This window comes from Mycolicibacterium novocastrense (assembly GCF_001570485.1).
In the GTDB taxonomy this organism is placed as follows: domain Bacteria; phylum Actinomycetota; class Actinomycetes; order Mycobacteriales; family Mycobacteriaceae; genus Mycobacterium; species Mycobacterium novocastrense.
The window spans coordinates 47,075-65,012 of record NZ_BCTA01000087.1; the positions used below are offsets into that span (position 1 = coordinate 47,075).

Annotated in this window: 16 protein-coding genes; 8 read left to right on the plus strand and 8 right to left on the minus strand. The window is 67.7% G+C overall.

Going from position 1 to position 17,938, the window contains the following annotated elements:
- Positions 1 to 60 precede the first annotated feature (60 nt).
- The gene (locus tag RMCN_RS26470) at positions 61 to 2,037 is read left to right on the plus strand and encodes a vWA domain-containing protein (protein WP_067395645.1); all 1,977 of its coding nucleotides are present in this window, start codon (positions 61 to 63) and stop codon (positions 2,035 to 2,037) included.
- 21 nt (positions 2,038 to 2,058) lie between these two features.
- On the opposite strand, the gene RMCN_RS26475 is transcribed toward RMCN_RS26470, so the two are convergent.
- The 8 genes from RMCN_RS26475 to RMCN_RS26510 form a co-directional block, all read right to left on the minus strand.
- On the minus strand, positions 2,059 to 2,640 hold the full coding sequence (locus RMCN_RS26475; protein WP_067395596.1) for a DUF1707 SHOCT-like domain-containing protein: 582 nt from the start codon (positions 2,638 to 2,640) through the stop codon (positions 2,059 to 2,061).
- 93 nt (positions 2,641 to 2,733) lie between these two features.
- Positions 2,734 to 3,495 (minus strand): SDR family oxidoreductase, encoded by a 762-nt coding sequence (locus RMCN_RS26480; RefSeq protein ID WP_067395599.1) that lies wholly within the window; start codon positions 3,493 to 3,495, stop codon positions 2,734 to 2,736.
- A complete protein-coding gene (locus tag RMCN_RS26485; RefSeq protein WP_067395602.1) occupies positions 3,495 to 4,262 on the minus strand; it encodes an enoyl-CoA hydratase family protein in 768 nt (255 codons plus the stop codon). The genes RMCN_RS26480 and RMCN_RS26485 overlap by 1 nt, the downstream gene beginning before the upstream one ends.
- On the minus strand, positions 4,262 to 5,431 hold the full coding sequence (locus RMCN_RS26490) for an acyl-CoA dehydrogenase family protein (protein WP_084377774.1): 1,170 nt from the start codon (positions 5,429 to 5,431) through the stop codon (positions 4,262 to 4,264). The genes RMCN_RS26485 and RMCN_RS26490 overlap by 1 nt, the downstream gene beginning before the upstream one ends.
- Positions 5,424 to 7,373: an acetyl/propionyl/methylcrotonyl-CoA carboxylase subunit alpha gene (locus tag RMCN_RS26495; RefSeq protein WP_067395605.1), complete on the minus strand. Its 1,950-nt coding sequence runs from the start codon at positions 7,371 to 7,373 to the stop codon at positions 5,424 to 5,426. Before RMCN_RS26495 ends, RMCN_RS26490 begins: the two co-directional genes overlap by 8 nt.
- A 79-nt stretch (positions 7,374 to 7,452) precedes the next feature.
- On the minus strand, positions 7,453 to 9,045 hold the full coding sequence (locus RMCN_RS26500) for an acyl-CoA carboxylase subunit beta (RefSeq protein ID WP_067395608.1): 1,593 nt from the start codon (positions 9,043 to 9,045) through the stop codon (positions 7,453 to 7,455).
- A complete protein-coding gene (locus tag RMCN_RS26505) occupies positions 9,042 to 10,202 on the minus strand; it encodes an acyl-CoA dehydrogenase family protein (RefSeq protein ID WP_067395610.1) in 1,161 nt (386 codons plus the stop codon). Before RMCN_RS26505 ends, RMCN_RS26500 begins: the two co-directional genes overlap by 4 nt.
- Positions 10,199 to 11,905 carry an acyclic terpene utilization AtuA family protein gene (locus tag RMCN_RS26510; protein WP_084377776.1) on the minus strand — a complete coding sequence of 569 codons (1,707 nt, stop codon included), beginning with the start codon at positions 11,903 to 11,905 and terminating at the stop codon, positions 10,199 to 10,201. The genes RMCN_RS26505 and RMCN_RS26510 overlap by 4 nt, the downstream gene beginning before the upstream one ends.
- Before the next feature lie 186 nt (positions 11,906 to 12,091).
- Between RMCN_RS26510 and rpmF the strand changes: the two genes are divergently transcribed.
- The 7 genes from rpmF to RMCN_RS26545 all read left to right on the plus strand — a co-directional run bounded on the left by rpmF (position 12,092) and on the right by RMCN_RS26545 (position 17,811).
- Positions 12,092 to 12,265 carry a 50S ribosomal protein L32 gene (gene rpmF, locus RMCN_RS26515; protein ID WP_064350598.1) on the plus strand — a complete coding sequence of 58 codons (174 nt, stop codon included), beginning with the start codon at positions 12,092 to 12,094 and terminating at the stop codon, positions 12,263 to 12,265.
- Between the two features lie 92 nt (positions 12,266 to 12,357).
- Positions 12,358 to 13,044, plus strand: coding sequence for a response regulator transcription factor (locus RMCN_RS26520; protein WP_067395612.1), 687 nt, complete (start codon positions 12,358 to 12,360; stop codon positions 13,042 to 13,044).
- Complete coding sequence (locus RMCN_RS26525) at positions 13,044 to 14,513, plus strand: HAMP domain-containing sensor histidine kinase (protein ID WP_067395614.1); 1,470 nt, start codon at positions 13,044 to 13,046, stop codon at positions 14,511 to 14,513. Before RMCN_RS26520 ends, RMCN_RS26525 begins: the two co-directional genes overlap by 1 nt.
- 175 nt (positions 14,514 to 14,688) lie before the next feature.
- A complete protein-coding gene (locus RMCN_RS26530) occupies positions 14,689 to 16,044 on the plus strand; it encodes a S1C family serine protease (protein ID WP_067395617.1) in 1,356 nt (451 codons plus the stop codon).
- Between the two features lie 23 nt (positions 16,045 to 16,067).
- Complete coding sequence (locus RMCN_RS26535; RefSeq protein WP_201028966.1) at positions 16,068 to 16,613, plus strand: MogA/MoaB family molybdenum cofactor biosynthesis protein; 546 nt, start codon at positions 16,068 to 16,070, stop codon at positions 16,611 to 16,613.
- Positions 16,614 to 16,667: 54 nt separating this feature from the next.
- Positions 16,668 to 16,826, plus strand: a complete 159-nt coding sequence (locus tag RMCN_RS31145; RefSeq protein ID WP_165604484.1) for a hypothetical protein — start codon at positions 16,668 to 16,670, stop codon at positions 16,824 to 16,826.
- A gap of 340 nt (positions 16,827 to 17,166) precedes the next feature.
- Positions 17,167 to 17,811: a porin MspA gene (locus RMCN_RS26545; RefSeq protein ID WP_067395623.1), complete on the plus strand. Its 645-nt coding sequence runs from the start codon at positions 17,167 to 17,169 to the stop codon at positions 17,809 to 17,811.
- Positions 17,812 to 17,938 lie beyond the last annotated feature (127 nt).

Consider the following 17,938-nt stretch of genomic DNA (forward strand, 5'->3'; position numbering starts at 1 on the left):
ACGGAAAGCGCCGGATAACGTCGTCAGGTTCACACTCGAGGCGGTTGCGGGGTGCGGCCGGTGAGTAAGAGGACGTCGCGGTATTCGCGGTACACCGGCGGGCCCGACCCGCTGGCACCGCCGATCGACCTGCGCGAGGCGCTCGAGCAGATCGGGCAGGACGTGATGGAGGGCAGCTCGCCGCGGCGCGCGCTGTCCGAGCTGATGCGGCGCGGCACCAAGAACATGCGCGGCGCCGACAAGCTCGCCGCCGAGGCCAATCGCCGTCGTCGGGAGTTGTTGCAGCGCAACAACCTCGACGGCACCCTCGCCGAGATCAAGAAGCTCCTCGACGAGGCGGTGCTGGCCGAGCGCAAGGAGCTGGCCCGCGCGCTGGACGACGACGCCCGCTTCCAGGAGATGCAGATCGAGAACCTGCCGCCGTCGCCGGCCAAGGCCGTGCAGGAGCTGTCCGACTACGACTGGCGATCGCAGGAAGCCCGCGAGAAGTACGAGCAGATCAAGGATCTGCTCGGCCGCGAGATGCTCGACCAGCGGTTCGCGGGCATGAAGGAGGCGCTGGAGAACGCCACCGACGAGGACCGTGCGCGCGTGAACGAGATGCTCGACGACCTCAACGATCTGCTGGACAAACATTCTCGGGGCGAGGACACCCAGCAAGACTTCGAGAATTTCATGGACAAGCACGGCGAGTTCTTCCCGGAGAACCCGCGCAATGTCGAGGAGTTGCTGGACTCGCTGGCCCAGCGCGCGGCCGCGGCGCAGCGGTTCCGCAACAGCCTGTCGGCCGAGCAGCGGGCTGAATTGGATGCACTGGCCCAACAGGCGTTCGGCTCGCCGTCGTTGATGAACGCGCTCAACCGGCTCGACGCGCATCTGCAGGCGGCGCGGCCGGGGGAGGACTGGACCGGTTCGTCGCGGTTCTCCGGGGACAACCCGCTCGGCATGGGCGAGGGCGCCCAGGCGATGCAGGACATCGCCGAACTCGAACAGCTCGCCGAGGCCCTGTCGCAGAGCTATGCCGGCGCCACGATGGAGGACGTCGACCTCGAAATGCTGGCCCGCCAACTCGGTGAGGACGCCGCCGTCGACGCGCGCACGCTTGCGGAGCTGGAACGGGCGCTGATGGACCAGGGCTTCCTGGACCGTGGGTCCGACGGCCAGTGGCGGCTCTCGCCCAAGGCGATGCGCCAACTCGGGCAGACCGCACTACGTGATGTGGCGCAACGTCTTTCGGGGCGGCACGGGGAGCGAGAGACCCGTCGCGCTGGTGCTGCGGGTGAGCTGACCGGTGCGACCCGACCGTGGGCGTTCGGCGACACGGAACCGTGGAACGTCACCCGCACGCTCACCAACGCGGTACTGCGCAGCGCCGGTACGGGCACCGTCGAGCGTCCGCTGAAGATCACCGTCGAAGACGTCGAGGTCTCCGAGACCGAGACACGCACTCAGGCGGCGGTCGCGCTGTTGGTCGACACCTCGTTCTCGATGGTGATGGAAAACCGGTGGCTGCCGATGAAGCGCACGGCGTTGGCGCTCAGCCACCTCGTCAGCACCCGGTTCCGCTCGGACGCGCTGCAGATCATCGCGTTCGGCCGCTACGCGCGCACGGTCACCGCGGCCGAGCTCACCGGCCTGGAGGGGGTGTACGAGCAGGGCACCAACCTTCATCACGCGCTGGCGCTGGCCGGACGGCATCTGCGCCGGCATCCCAACGCCCAGCCGGTGGTGCTCGTCGTCACCGACGGCGAACCGACAGCGCACTTGGAGAGCAGCCCGCACGGCGACCGCAGTTCTGCTGTGTTTTTTGACTACCCGCCGCACCCCCGGACGATCGCCCACACCGTCAAGGGCTTCGACGACGTCGCCGCGCTCGGCGCGCAGGTGACGATATTCCGGTTGGGCGACGATCCCGGGCTGGCCCGGTTCATCGACCAGGTGGCCCGCCGAGTGGAGGGCCGCGTCGTGGTTCCCGATCTCGACGGGTTGGGCGCCGCCGTCGTCGGCGACTATCTACGCTCGCGCCGACGCCGTTGACTCGTCGCCTGTGCCCCTGGCTCAGGCGGCCTTGCGCTTCTTGCGCTTGACGGCCACCCGGCCCCACAACGAGAAACCGCGGATACACACGCACGGTGCGCCCGGGGAGCCTTCGCCCTCAACGGCTTGGTCGAAGGTGCCCATCACCCCGACACCGCGCAGCTCGACGTTGACCTCCGGCGGAACCAGGATCGTCTGGCCGCCGAAAATCGAATACGCGTGGATCTCGACCTCCGGCGACGTGAAGTCGGCGTACCGCAAATCGACGACGCCGCCGCCGAAGAGCGCGAACGTGGTCATCCGTCGGGGCACGTTCCACCGACCGCGGCGTTCGAAGCCGCTCATGATCGCCAGCAGCATGGTCGACGGTGCGGGCCGGCAGGGGCCGCCGCTGCGCCCGCGGGTGAACGCGCCCGGCAGATCCGCCGAGATCCGGTCGAGCTCGTCGTAGGTTTGCGCGGCATATGCCTTGGTCAGGCGGTCCTCGTACTCGTTGAGTTGCAGACGGCCCTGGGCGGCGGCGTCCGTGAGCAGCTGCGCCACCTGTATCCGGTCGGTGTCAGCAGCACGCATCGAACTGTTCCGCGACGCTGGGTTGCTCATCGGCTACGAGCCTACGACGAACCGTGGGACAAGCAAGAGCAGTGTCCAAACTGTGGCCTGACCGCATACGGCGAAGAATGTGGACAAGCCGATTCATCTCCCGGACGCCAAGAACTCAGCAAACGAGAGGCCGCCCACCGGGTTGTCGGGGACGAGGTTGGCACCCGACCGGTAGCCCGCCGCGATGCGGCCCGGAAGCGGAACCGCGACGGTCGGGCGGCGGCTTGCCCGGGACCGGAGGTACATGCGCGCCAATTCGGCGTGGGAGTGCACCGCCGGGCCACCGATGTCCGGTGCCCGGCCCGCGGGTTCGGCGTCGACCAACTCGACCAAGCGCGCGGCGACGTCGGCGGTGTCGATCGGCTGGAACCGGGCCCCGCGCAGCGTCGCCAGCACCGGGAAGTACCGCTGCGCCGTGAAGGAGGTCCGGATCAGGTCGTGGAACTGCGTGGCGCGAAGCACGGTGTGGCCGATGCTGGACGCCGTGAGGACTTGTTCGGCACGCAACTTGGTCCGGTAGTACGGCAGCGGGATGCGGTCGATGCCGACGATCGACACGTGCACGATGTGCCCGATGCCCGCTCGGCTCGCGGCCGCGACGAGGTTCTGCGTGGCGGCGACGTCCTTGCCGCCGACCGGCTGGGTGGCGCAGTTGATCACCACGTCGATGCCGTCGAGCGCCGCGTCGAGGCCCGCCCCCGTGTACAGGTCGCCTTGTGCCCAGTGCACGCCGGTGTAGCCGACGTGGTTCTTGCGGCTCAGCGCTCGAACGCGGTGTCCCGCCTCGATCGCTTCCGGCACGACGCGATGGCCCAGGGTGCCGGTCGCTCCGGTGACGAGGATGGAATGCGGCATCAGCGCACCCAGCGGGGTGGTCGCTTCTCTAGGAACGCCAGCATGCCCTCGCGTGCCTCCTCGGAGACGAACAGCTCGGCCGACTGTCTGGTGAGTGTCTCGGCGTGCCGGTCGAACGTCTCCAGGATAGGCGTGGTGGTCAAGGCTTTGGACGCGGCCAGCCCCTGCGGCGACGCCTTGGCGATCGACGCGGTGAGCTCGGCGACGCTGGCGTCGACGTCATCGGCGGCCAGGGTGACCAGCCCGATCTCGGCGGCCTCCTCGGCGCCGAACTTCTCACCGGTGACGAAGTAGCGGCTCGCGGCCCTGGCGGTCAGCTTGGGCAGCAGCGTGAGCGAGATGATCGACGGCGCGACGCCGATACGGGCCTCGGTCAACGCGAACGTGCTGTTCTGCCCGGCGACGACGATGTCGCACGCGCCCACCAGCCCGAGTCCGCCAGCGCGGACATGCCCGTCGATCGCACCGATGACCGGCGCGGGCAACTCCAGGATGCGGCGCAGGAGCCGGGTCATCTCGCGGGCGCGGTCAACGGCCACCTCACTGGGATCGCGTCCAGCTGCTTCCGCGAGATCGGCTCCCGCGCAGAATGTTCCGCCGGTGTGGCCGAGTACCACCGTCCGCACGCCGGGGTCGGCCACGGCGTCGGTGAAGCCCTGATGGAGTTGTTCGACCAGTGCGGTCGACAAGGCGTTGCGGTTCTCGGGCGAGTCCAGGGTGAGGTGGGCGACGGGGCCGTCGACCGCGTAGCGGACGAGCGTGCCCATCAGTACGACCGGGGCAGGCCGAGCGAGGTCTGCGCGACGAAGTTCAGGATCATCTCGCGGCTGACGGGGGCGATGCGGGCGAGCTTCGAAGCGGTCACCGCGGCGGCGATGCCGTACTCCTTGGTCAACCCGTTGCCGCCCAACGACTGCACGGCCTGGTCGACCGCGCGCACCGACGCCTCCCCGGCCGCGTACTTGGCCATGTTCGCCGCTTCTGCCGCGCCGACATCGTCACCCGCGTCGTAGAGCGAGGCCGCCTTCTGCATCATCAGCTTGGCCAGCTCGATCTCGATGTGGTTCTGCGCCAACGGATGTGACAACCCTTGGTGCGAGCCGATCGGCGTCTTCCACACCTGGCGCGTCTTGACGTAGTCGACGGCCTTGTCGATCGCGAACCGGCCCATCCCGACCGCGCTCGCCGCACCCATGATCCGTTCCGGATTCAGGCCGGCGAACAGCTGCGCGATCGCGGCGTCCTCGGAACCGACCAGCGCGTCGGCGGGCAGGCGCACCTCGTCGAGGAACAGCTGGAACTGGTTCTCCGGGCTGACCAACTCCATCTCGATCTTGGTCCAGCTCAACCCTTTTGTATCGGTCGGCACGATGAACAGCGCCGGCCGAAGAGATTCGGACTTGTGGGCTCCCTCCTTATAGGCACGGCCCACGACCAGCACCGCCTGGGCCTGGTCGACGCCGGAGATGAACACCTTCTGCCCGGACAGGATCCAGTCGCTGCCGTCGCGACGTGCGGTGGTGGTGATGCGGTGACTGTTCGAGCCGGCGTCGGGTTCGGTGATCGCGAACGCCATCGTGATCGAACCGTCGGCGATCCCGGGGATCCAGCGCCGCTTCTGCTCTTCGGTGCCGAACTTGGAGATGATCGTACCGTTGATGGCAGGCGAGACGACCATCAGCAGCAGCGGACAGCCGGCGGCCGACATCTCCTCCATCACCAGCGACAGCTCGTACATGCCCGCGCCGCCACCACCGTACTCTTCGGGCAGGTTAACCCCGATGAAGCCGAGTTTGCCTGCCTCCGACCACAATTCGTCGGTGTGCTGGTCGGCGCGCGCCTTCTCCAGGTAGTAGTCCTGACCGTAGTTGGCTGCCATCGCAGCCACCGCCTTGCGCAGCGCCTGCTGTTCTTCGGTTTCGACAAAACTATTCACTGGTGCCTCCGGGGCTTTCTACTCGGGCCATTACGTACCCGACGTCGACCTGCTGGCCGGGTTCGACGTTGAGTTCGGCGAGCACACCGTCGCCGGGTGCCGTCACGGTGTGCTCCATCTTCATTGCTTCCAGCCAGACCAACGGTTGGCCGGCGGTGACGGTGTCGCCTGCCGCGGCGCCGACGCGGAGCACGGAACCGGGCATCGGCGCCAGCAGCGACCCGTGGGCGACCGCGGCGTCGGGATCGGCGAAGCGTGGCAGCGCGGCTAGTTGCACCGGTCCGAGAGGGGAGTCGACGAACACCTCCCGGCCGTAACGTGCGACCTCGAAAGCCCGGTCCACGCCGTCCACCGACAACACCACCCGCGTCGGGGTCGCCGACACGAGCGCGACGCCGTCGTGGTCGGGCAACTCCAGACGCGAGCGGGTGAACCGGTAGCGGACGTCGTACTCGTCGCCCGCGGTGGCGGTGTAGCGCTTGGTCTGGTATCCCGACGCGAGGTTGCGCCATCCGCTCGGCGCTGCCGCGAAAACAGTTGCGCCGTCCCGGTTTCGCGCCGCATCGGCGAGCGCGGCCGCCAGTGCTGACACGGTCACGGCGTGGTCATCGGTCAGCGGCGCCGCCAGCTCGGCGAGGCCATGGGTGTCGAAGAACGCAGTGTCGGTGGCGCCTTCGAGAAACGCCGCGTGCCGCAGCACGTTGACCAGCAGGTCGCGGTTGGTGCGCACGCCGTGGATGCGGGCGCGGGCCAGGGCGTCGGCGAGCACCAGGGCGGCCCGACGGCGGTTCGGCGCGAAGGAGATCACCTTGGCCAGCATCGGATCGTAGAAGATCGACACCGTGGACCCGTCGACGATGCCGGAGTCCACCCGCACGTTCCGGGGGACCTCGAAGCGGTGGACGGTGCCGGCCTGCGGCTGCCAGTTCTTGGCCGGGTCTTCGGCATAGAGTCGCGCTTCGATCGAAAAGCCGTGCGACGGAGGAGGTTCGGCTTCGAGTCGGCCGCCGTCGGCGACAAGCAGTTGCAGCTCGACGAGATCCAGACCGGTGGTCTCCTCCGTGACCGGATGTTCGACCTGCAGCCGGGTATTCATCTCCAGGAAGTAAAATTCGCCTTCCCCAGAAGAAGAGCTGTCGGCCATGAACTCGACGGTGCCCGCGCCGGTGTAGCTGATCGCGGTCGCCGCCAGCCGGGCCGCTTCGAACAGTTTCGCGCGCATCCCCGGCGTGCGCTCGACCAGCGGGGACGGCGCCTCCTCGAGGATCTTCTGGTGGCGGCGCTGGATCGAGCATTCGCGTTCGCCAACGGCCCACACGGTGCCGTGCTCGTCGGCGAGCACCTGCACCTCGACGTGATGTCCGCTGGCGAGGTAACGCTCGCAGAAGACGGTCGGGTCGCCGAAAGCCGACTGCGCTTCGCGGCGGGCCGCCTCCACTTGGCCTGGCAGCTCCGATAACTCGCGCACCACGCGCATACCACGGCCGCCGCCACCGGCCGAGGCCTTGACCAGGACCGGCAGCTGATCTTCGGTGACCGCGTCGGGGTCGAGTTCGTCGAGCACGGGCACACCTGCGGCGGCCATCAGCTTCTTCGCCTCGATCTTGCTGCCCATCGCGGCGACCGCGTCCGGCGGCGGGCCGACCCACGTCAACCCGGCGTCCTTCACTGCTACGGCGAATTCGGCGTTCTCCGAGAGGAATCCGTAGCCGGGGTGTATCGCGTCAGCGCCGGCGGACTTCGCCGCGCGGATCAACTGGCCGGCGTCGAGGTAGCCGTTGCGGCCCTCCAGCCGTACCCGCGCGTCGGCCTCGGTGACGTGCGGCGAGTTCTCGTCGGGGTCGGTGTAGACCGCCACGGTGCCGATGCCCAGGCGTCTGCACGTCGCGAAGACCCGGCGGGCGATCTCACCGCGATTGGCCACCAGAACTCGTGTGATCATGTCGTCTCCTTGGCGATTTCGGCGTAGCTGGTCACGCAGACCGTGACCAAGCACGCCGAAATCGCTGACATCTCGGCGCTCACATCCGGAAGACGCCGAAGTTCGACGTCCCCTTGATCGGGCCATTCGCGATGGCGGACAGGCACATCCCCAGCACGGTGCGGGTGTCGCGGGGGTCGATTACCCCGTCGTCGTAGAGCCGGCCGGACAGGAACATGGGCAGCGACTCGGCGTCGATCTGCGCCTCCACGGCCGCACGCAGGGCCGCGTCGGCATCCTCGTCGACCTGCTGACCGCGGGCCTCGGCGGCGGCACGGCTGACGATCGACAACACGCCGGCCAGTTGCGCACCGCCCATCACCGCGGACTTCGCGCTCGGCCACGCGAACAGGAACCGGGGGTCGTAGGCGCGGCCGCACATCCCGTAGTGGCCCGCGCCGTAGGAGGCGCCGATCAGCAGCGAGATGTGCGGCACGGTCGAGTTCGAGACCGCGTTGATCATCATCGAACCGTGCTTGATCATGCCGCCTTCCTCGTACTTGCGGCCGACCATGTATCCGGTTGTGTTGTGCAGGAACAACAGTGGCGTGTCGGAGCGGTTCGCCAACTGGATGAACTGGGTGGCCTTCTGCGATTCCTCGGAGAACAGCACCCCCCGCGCATTGGCCAGAATGCCGATCGGGTAGCCGTAGAGCCTCGCCCAACCCGTCACCAGCGACGAGCCGTACATCGGCTTGAACTCGTCGAATTCCGAACCGTCGACCACGCGGGCGATCACCTCGCGCGGGTCGAACGGGATGCGGAGGTCCGCGGGCACGATGCCCACCAGCTCCTCGGGGTCGTAGACCGGTTCGATGACCGGCGCCGGCGACGGCCCCTGTTTGCGCCAGTTCAGCCGGGCCACGATGCGCCGGCCGATCCGGATCGCATCGGGTTCGTCGATCGCGAAGTAGTCGGCCAGACCTGATGTGCGGGCGTGCATCTCGGCGCCGCCCAGCGATTCGTCGTCGGATTCCTCGCCGGTGGCCATCTTCACCAGCGGCGGACCGGCCAGGAACACCTTGGACCGCTCCTTGATCATCACGACGTGGTCGGACATGCCGGGGATGTAGGCACCGCCGGCGGTCGAATTGCCGAAGACCAGCGCGATGGTCGGGATGCCCGCCGCCGACAGCCGGGTCAGGTCGCGGAACATCTGCCCGCCGGGGATGAAGATCTCCTTCTGCGTCGGCAGGTCGGCCCCGCCCGACTCGACCAGCGAGATAACCGGTAACCGGTTCTCCCACGCGATCTGGTTGGCGCGCAGGATCTTCTTCAACGTCCACGGGTTGCTGGTGCCGCCCTTGACGGTCGGATCGTTGGCGACGATCAGGCATTCGACCCCTTCGACGGCGCCGAGGCCGGTCACGATGCTGGCGCCGACTGCGAAGTCGCTGCCCCACGCCGCGAGTGGGCTCAGCTCGAGAAACGGCGAGTCGGGATCGAGCAGCAGCTCGATGCGCTCGCGGGCGGTCATCTTGCCGCGGTCATGGTGGCGCTGCACGTATTTGGCGCCGCCGCCTGCCAGCGCCTTGGCGTGTTCGGCCTCGAGTTCGGCCAGCTTGGCGGTCATCACCTCGGCGGCCTCGGCGTAGGCAGACGACCCCGTGTCCAAGGTGGAACGCAGGCTCATGACTGGAATCCCAACGTCTTGGCGGCCAGCGCGGTGAGGATCTCGGTGGTACCGCCGCCGATTCCCAGGATGCGCATATCGCGGTATTGGCGTTCGACCTCGGACTCGGCCATGTATCCCATGCCGCCGAACAACTGCACCGCCTGGTTGGCCACCCACTCGCCGGCCTCGACGGCGGTGTTCTTGGCGAAGCACACCTCGGCGATCAGGTTCGTCTCGCCCGCGAGTTGGCGTTCGACGACGTTGTGGGTGTAGACCCGCGCAACGTCGACCCGGCGCGCCATCTCGGCCAGGGTGTTCTGCACCTGCTGACGTGAGATCAACGGCCTGCCAAAGGTTTCCCGGTTGCGGCACCACTCGACGGTGAGGTCGAGGCAGCGTTGCGCGCTGGCGTAGGCCTGTGCAGCCAGCCCGACACGTTCGGAGACGAACGCCCCGGCGATCTGCAGGAAGCCGGAGTTCTCTGCGCCGACCAGATTGGCGGCAGGAACCCGCACGTCGGTGTACGACAGCTCGGCGGTGTCCGAGGACCGCCAACCCATCTTGTCGAGCTTGCGCGTGACCTCAAATCCGGGTGTGCCCTTGTCGACGACGATCAGCGACACCCCCGCCGCGCCGGGCCCACCCGTGCGCACGGCGGTCACCACGTAGTCGGCCCGCACCCCGGAGGTGATGTAGGTCTTGGCGCCGTTGATGATGTATTCGATACCAGCCGGGCCGCCGTCGCGCACAGCTCGCGTCGTCAGGTGGCCGACGTCCGACCCGCCGCCCGGTTCGGTGATCGCGAGGCTGCCGATCTTCTCGCCCCGCAGCGTCGGCCGCACGTAGGTGTCGATCAACCGTTCGTCGCCGGCGGCGATCATGTGCGGCACCGCGATCCCGCAGGTGAACAACGACGCGAACACCCCGCCCGGCGCGCCCGCGTAATGCATCTCCTCGCAGATCACCACCGCGTCCGCGCCGTCGCCGCCACCTCCGCCGACCGACTCGGGTAGGCCGGCACCGAGCAGTCCCGCCGCGCCGGCCTTCAGGTGCAGCTCGCGCGGCAGCGATCCTGAGCGTTCCCATTCATCGACGTGCGGGAGTACCTCGCGTTCGACGAACGCGCGCACGGTTTTTCGCAGCTGCTCGCGTTCGGGCGTGTGCCAAATCGTCACGGCAACAACTCCTCCGGGATGTCGATCCGCCTGCTGCGCAGCCATTCGCCGAGTCCCTTGGCCTGCGGATCGAACCGGGCCTGGTAGGCGACACCGTGGCCGAGAATGTCCTCGACGACGAAGTTGACCGCGCGCAGGTTGGACAGCAGATGCCGGGTGACCGGCAGATCCGTTGTCTCGGGCAGCAGTTCGCGTAGCTTCTCGACGGTCAGCACGTGCGCAAGCCAGCGCCACTGCGCATCGGTGCGCACCCAGACGCCGACGTTCGCGCTGCCGCCCTTGTCCCCGCTGCGCGCGCCGGCGACCACGCCGAGCGGAACGCGCCGGACTGGTCCCGGCCCAAGTGGCTCGGGCACGTCGGGCGGTGGCACGGGCGCCAGCTCCACAGTCTCGGTGGCCGACGGTATCTCGACACGGGTGCCGTCGCCGTGCACGGCCACATGCGGCACGTCGGCCGCCGGCACGAACGCGGGGGAGAACACCCCGTACACCTGCCCCTGCCCCGGCGGGCTGGTGGCGTGAAAGCCCGGATAGCTCGCCAACGCGAGTTCGACTGCCGCCGAAGAGAACTGGCGACCGACGTTGGCCGGATCGGGATCGCGCACCACGCAGCGAAGCAGCGCGCTGGCGGCTTCCTCGGTGCCGGCATCCGGATGGTCGGTGCGCGCCAACGTCCACTCGAGCTCGGCGGGCTTGACCGTCAGGCTGGTCTCCAACTGGCGCTGCACCAGCTCGGCCTTGGCTTCGATGTCGAGGCCCGTGAGCACCAGCGTCATCTCGTTGCGGAACCCGCCGACGCTGTTGAGCGAGACCTTCAAAGTCGGTGGCGGCGGCTCGCCGCGTACACCGCTGATTCGCACCCGATCCGGTCCGTCGTCGGACAGCTCGACGGTGTCGACGCGCAGCGTGGCGTCCGGGTTGGCGTAGCGCGCGCCGCCGATCTCGTAGAGCAACTGTGCGGTGACGGTGTCGGCGGTGACCGCGCCGCCGGTGCCCGGATGCTTGGTGATCACCGACGAGCCGTCGGCGTGAATCTCGGCGAGCGGGAACCCTGGATGGGTGAGGTCGGCGATTTCGGTGAAGAACGAGTAGTTGCCGCCGGTGGCCTGCGCACCGCACTCGATGACGTGGCCGGCGGCGATCGCGCCCGCCAGCCGGTCGTAGTCGGTGCGACCCCAGCCGTGGTGGGCGGCGGCGGGCCCGACGGTCACCGAGGCGTCGGTCACCCGCCCGGTGACGACGACGTCGGCGCCGGCGGCCAGGCAGTCGACGATGCCCCACGCGCCGAGGTAGGCGTTGGCCGCCAGCGCCCCGCCGAACCCGAACTCGTCTGCCCGTCCGATCAGGTCGTCGCCCTCGACGTGCGCGACGTTGACCGAGAGCCCCAACCGGTCGGCCAGTCCCCGCACGGCATCGGCCAATCCTGCAGGGTTGAGCCCGCCGGCGTTGGCGACGATGCGCACGCCATGATCGAGTGCCAGTCCCAGACTCTCCTCGAGCTGGGTCAGGAACGTCTTCGCGTAACCGCGGTCGGCGGACTTCGCGCGGTCGCGGGCCAGGATCAACATGGTCAATTCGGCGAGATAGTCGCCGGTCAGGTAGTCGAGCTCGCCGCCGGCGAGCATCTCGCGCATCGCCGCGAGCCGGTCGCCGTAGAAGCCCGAGCAGTTGCCGATGCGGACCGGACCGCGAGAAGAGGTCACGCAGGCTCCCTTCGTCGCGACCAACCAACCGGTAGGTTATCGGGTACCGGCGGTACCGCGTCAAGGATGTCGCTGTTTTGGAGGCTACGCAGGTCGTTGGCTATCCTGAAGGGCGCCGCGCATGTGAGAGGCGAAGACGCTGGAAACCGCGGCACACGAACTCACCCGCAATAGGAGATCTCGACCATGGCCGTGCCCAAGCGCAGGATGTCGCGCGCGAACACCCGTAGCCGGCGTGCGCAGTGGAAGGCCAAGCGCACGGAACTCGTGGGCGTGAACGTCGCCGGCCAGCAGCACAAGGTCCCGCGCCGGCTGCTCAAGGCCGCTCGCCTCGGGCTGATCGACCTCGACCGGCGCTGACGCCGGCCGGTTACCGCCGGCCGATCGGCTCCAGCACCCGGCTCTGGCGCGCCTCTCAGGTCACTCTCAGATAGGGGGCCGACACTGTGGCTGTGCGCATTCTTGTCGTTGATGACGATCGCGCGGTGCGCGAGTCGCTGCGCCGTTCGCTTTCCTTCAACGGTTACTCCGTCGAACTTGCTCAAGATGGCCTCGAGGCACTGGATCTGATCGCCAGCGATCGGCCCGATGCTCTGGTACTCGACGTGATGATGCCGCGGCTGGACGGCCTCGAGGTGTGCCGTCAGCTGCGCAGCACCGGCGATGATCTACCGATCCTGGTGCTGACGGCGCGCGACACGGTCTCCGAGCGGGTGGCAGGCCTGGATGCCGGTGCCGACGACTACCTGCCGAAGCCGTTCGCGCTCGAGGAGTTGTTGGCTCGCATGCGGGCGCTGCTGCGCCGCACCAGCCCAGACGACGGCGCAGAGTCGGCCGCGATGACGTTCTCCGACCTGTCCCTGGACTCCGTGACCCGTGAGGTGACCAGAGGTCAGCGCCAGATCAGCTTGACCCGCACTGAATTCTCGTTGCTCGAGATGCTCATCGCCAATCCACGCCGGGTGCTGACGCGCAGTCGCATCCTCGAAGAGGTGTGGGGATTCGACTTCCCGACGTCGGGCAACGCCCTCGAGGTATACGTCGGTTACCTGCGCCGCAAGACCGAAGCCGAAGGAGAGCCGCGACTGATCCACACCGTGCGCGGGGTGGGTTATGTGTTGCGCGAAACGCCTCCCTGATGTCTGCACCGAGTTACGGGGCTGCGCCACAACCCGATTCGTTTCATCCGCAGTCGAGAACCAGTTCGGTGTCGCTGCGGTGGCGCGTGATGCTGTTGGCGATGTCGATGGTGGCGATGGTCGTGGTGTTGATGGCGGTGGCGGTTTGGGCGGTGGTGTCCCGCGCGCTGTACGACGACGTCGACAACCAACTGCGCACCCGGGCCCGGCTGCTGATTGAAAGCGGTACCCTGCAGGCCGATCCGAGCAAGGCGATCGAGGGCACCGCGTACTCGGATGTCAACGCGATGCTGGTGATTCCGGGCCGGGCCATCTTCACCGCCAACCAGGAGGGGCAGACCCTGCCGCTGGGCGATCCCGAGAAAGCAGTGCTGCGCGGGGATCTGATCATGTCGCTGCGTACCGCCAACCATCAGCGGGTGCTGGCGATGCACCTGTCCAACGACAGCTCTCTGGTGATCTCGAAGAGCATGGCGCCGACCGCCCAAGTGCTTCGACGTCTCAGCACGGTGTTGATCATCGTCGGCGGAGTGGGGGTCGCAGTGGCCGCCATGACGGGTGGTGCCGTCGCGCGCGCCGGACTGCGGCCCGTCGCACGGCTGACCGAGGCCGCCGAGCGCGTCGCGCGTACCGATGACCTGCGTCCCATCCCGGTGTTCGGCAGCGACGAACTCGCCCGCCTCACCGAGGCGTTCAACATGATGCTGCGTGCCCTGGCGGAGTCGCGCGAACGCCAAGCCCGGCTGGTCACCGATGCCGGACATGAACTGCGCACACCGCTGACGTCGTTGCGCACCAATGTCGAACTGCTGATGGCGTCGATGGCCCCCGGCGCGCCGCGGTTGCCAGAGGAGGAGATGGCCGGACTGCGCGCTGACGTGATCGCCCAGATCGAGGAATTGTCGACGCTGGTCGGCGATCTGGTCGATCTGACGCGTGATGACGCGGGGGTGACCGTGCACGAATCGGTCGACGTCGCAGAAATCGTGGAGCGGTCGCTGGAGCGAGTTCGCCGTCGCCGCAACGACATCGAGTTGGAGGCGACCACCACCCCATGGCTGGTCTACGGCGACGACGCGGGGCTGGGACGAGCCGTGCTCAACCTGCTCGACAACGCCGCGAAGTGGAGCCCTCCCGGCGGTCGGGTGGTGGTGCGGCTGAACCAAGTCGATCCCATGCATGCCGAGTTGGTGGTCTCCGACTACGGTCCCGGCATTCCCCTTCAGGAACGAGATCTGGTGTTCGAGCGCTTCTACCGCTCGACGACGGCGCGGTCGATGTCCGGCTCTGGCCTCGGTCTGGCGATCGTCAAACAGGTCGTGCTCAAACACGGTGGTTCGCTGCGAATCGAGGACACCGTGCCCGGCGGCGATCCGCCGGGCACCTCGATGCACATTGTGCTCCCGGGGCGGCCGCCGCTGGAGGCCCCCGCCGAGCCGACCGCCACCCGACACGCGCGCGCCGACTAGCTCCGCAGCAGGGCGCAGTCGACGATGATTGGCATCGATGCGAACGGGAAAACGAAGTCTGGGTGTGTCCCGAACGTTCTCTAAGTGGATTCTCAGCCCGGCTGGGCACTGTTGACCATGCGTCCAGCGTTGTGCAGATATCGGACCCTAGACGAAGAGGAAGAGCCCGAACGACATGACGAACCACCCGAGGTACTCGCCGCCGCCCCCGCCGCCTGGCCGTCGGCCGATCGGTCCTGAGCATTCGGGACCCGGCTACCCGGGTGGGGCCCAGCGTCCCGGCGCATACCAGCAGCAGCCGTACGACTGGCGCTATGCGACTCAACAGCAGCTGACTCAGCAGCACGCGACTCAGCAGCAGTTCCGTGCGCCGTACGATCCCTACCGCGGCGCACCGCAGCCGCAGCCCAGCCATGTGCCCCAGAAGCGTTCTCGCGCAGGCGCATTGACGGCCGGTGCGCTGGCCATCACAGTGGTTTCCGCCGGCATCGGCGGCGGGGTGGCGGTGCTGGCGCAGCCGGACGGCCAGTCGGCGACGTCCTCGATCAGCGGCGCGGCGCCCAGTGTGCCCGCCGCCAGCCTGCCGGCCGGCTCCGTCGAACAGGTCGCCGCGAAAGTGGTGCCCAGCGTCGTGAAGCTCGAGACCGACATGGGTCGGGCCTCCGAAGAGGGGTCCGGCGTCGTCTTGTCCTCAGACGGGCTGATCCTGACCAACAACCACGTGGTGTCGGCCGCCCAGGGCGCCCCCGGCGGCGGTCCCGCCGGCGGGCAGACCAAGGTGACCTTCGCCAACGGTCGCACCACCCCGTTCACGGTCGTGGGCACCGACCCGAGCAGCGATATCGCCGTGGTGCGCGCGCAGGGAGTTTCTGACCTCACCCCGATCACCATCGGTTCCTCGGCCGACCTGCGGGTCGGTCAGGACGTGGTCGCCATCGGCTCGCCACTCGGCCTGGAGGGCACTGTAACCACCGGCATCATCAGCGCAATGAACCGGCCGGTCGCCGCGAGCGGCGACGCCAGGAATCAGAACACCGTGCTCGACGCGATCCAAACCGACGCCGCGATCAACCCCGGCAACTCCGGAGGCGCGCTGGTCAACATGAACGGCGAGTTGATCGGCATCAACTCCGCGATCGCGACGTTGGGTGCCGACGCGGGCCCCCAGGCGCAGAGCGGCTCCATCGGTCTGGGCTTCGCGATCCCCATCGACCAGGCCAAACGGATCGCCGACGAGCTGATCAAGAACGGCAGCGCCGCACACGCCTCGCTGGGTGTCCAGGTGGGCAACGACGCGTCGATCGACGGAGCACGGATCGTCGAGGTCACTGACGGCGGAGCCGCCGCTGCGGCGGGCCTACCGAGCGGGGTCGTGGTCACGAAGGTCGACGACCGGGTGATCGGCAGTGCCGACGCGCTCGTGGCTGCCATCCGGTCGCGGGCGCCGGGCGACAAGGTCACGCTGTCCTATGTGGACCCGTCGGGTAAGCCGCAGACGGTCCAGGTCACGCTCGGCAGGGCCCAGCAGTGAGCACGCGGACGGACTCGACCACGTTGAGAGTGGCCGCGCCGTTGTCCGGTGCCACATATACGGTTGCAGTCATGGAACAGCCAGGGGAGTTGGTGGGCCGGGCACTGGTGATCGTGGTCGACGACCGCACGGCACACGGCGACGAGGAGGACCACAGCGGTCCGCTGGTCACCGAGCTGCTCAGCGAGGCGGGATTCGTCGTCGACGGCGTCGTCGTGGTTTCGTCCGACGAGGTCGAGATCCGCAATGCTCTTAATACCGCGGTGATCGGCGGTGTGGATCTGGTGGTCTCGGTCGGCGGCACCGGTGTCACGCCTCGCGACGTCACCCCAGAAGCCACCCGCGAAATCCTCGACAGGGAAGTCCTCGGCATCTCGGAGGCGCTGCGGGCCTCCGGGTTATCGGCAGGCATGGTCGACGCCGGGGTGTCCCGCGGGCTTGCCGGCATCTCGGGCAGCACACTTGTGGTCAACCTGGCCGGTTCACGCGCCGCCGTGCGCGACGGTATGGCGACCCTCAACCCGCTGGCGGTTCAGGTGATCGGCCAGCTGTCGAGCCTGGAGATCTGACCGGCAGGCGGCTGACCGTGCAAAAATGTGATCTTCATCATAATGGAGTTAGCTGTGTTTGACGGCTCAAAGCGAGACCGGGACGCGATCGCCGACGTCTTCGGAGAGCATCTGCCGCAGATCTCAGCTGACGAGCGTGACGCCCCGTCCCCCGAGGACCACGCCGAACGCGACCGTTGGTTGCGGGAAAACCTTCCGCCACACCATCTTTGACGTATCGGTGCAGCGTGACGCCGGCCTCAACCATACGTCTGTCGGTCCGCTGCGGCGAGTCGGCGAGCATCCGATTCCGACGCCAGAGTTACGCGCACGTACCAACGGCCGTGGGCGGTCGTTCTTTGCCGACCCAGAGCAAACCGGCGCGTCCGGTAACGCACCGACCTACCTGCGACGATCTACCGTTGCCGGGCTGATGCCCGACCGTTATGTTCCTCCTGTCGTTGATGAGCAGAGCCTTAGAACAGCATGTGAGCTCTCTCATCTTCGTCAGTTGGCCAGGCACGAACAGAGCACGGTGAGCCGAAGGCTGACCGCCGACACAGCTGGGGAGAACATGAGGGTATTCAGTCGGGTGCTGATCGCGATGGTGGCCGCCGTCGCGTCATTGTTCGTGAGCACGGGCACGTCTCACGCAGGGCTGGACAATGAGGTGAGCCTGGTCGACGGTCAGGATCGGACGTTGACCATTCAGCAGTGGGACACGTTTCTCAATGGGGTGTTCCCGTTGGATCGCAACCGGCTGACCCGTGAGTGGTTCCATAGTGGCCGGGCGAAGTACATCGTGGCCGGTCCGGGTGCTGATGAGTTCGAGGGCACGCTGGAGCTGGGTTATCAGATCGGGTTCCCGTGGTCGCTGGGGGTGGGTATCAACTTCAGCTACACGACGCCGAACATCCTGTTCGATCAGCTTAATCCGGTCGTTCCCATCAATCCAGCTGGTGGTTTTGGTTTCGTGACCACGCCGAATCTGTTTCCGGGTGCCTCGATCAGCGCCGATCTCGGTAACGGTCCGGGCATCCAGGAGGTCGCCACGTTCTCAGTAGATGTCCGAGGTCCGCAAGGCGGTGTGGCGGTTTCAAATGCGCATGGCACGGTGACCGGTGCGGCTGGAGGCGTGCTGTTGCGTCCGTTCGCTCGGCTCATTTCGTCGGCCGGTGACAGTGTCACCACTTACGGCGAGCCCTGGAACATGAACTAACCCGGATTTTGCGTGGTAATTGGTGTGGGTTCGGTGTGATGCCGAGTTGTGTTGTTGGGTAGTGGTTTTCGTGTGGTGGCGTAGAGGTGCTGTCCCGTGTCGCCGGGTGGGGCGGGCTTTCCTGGGG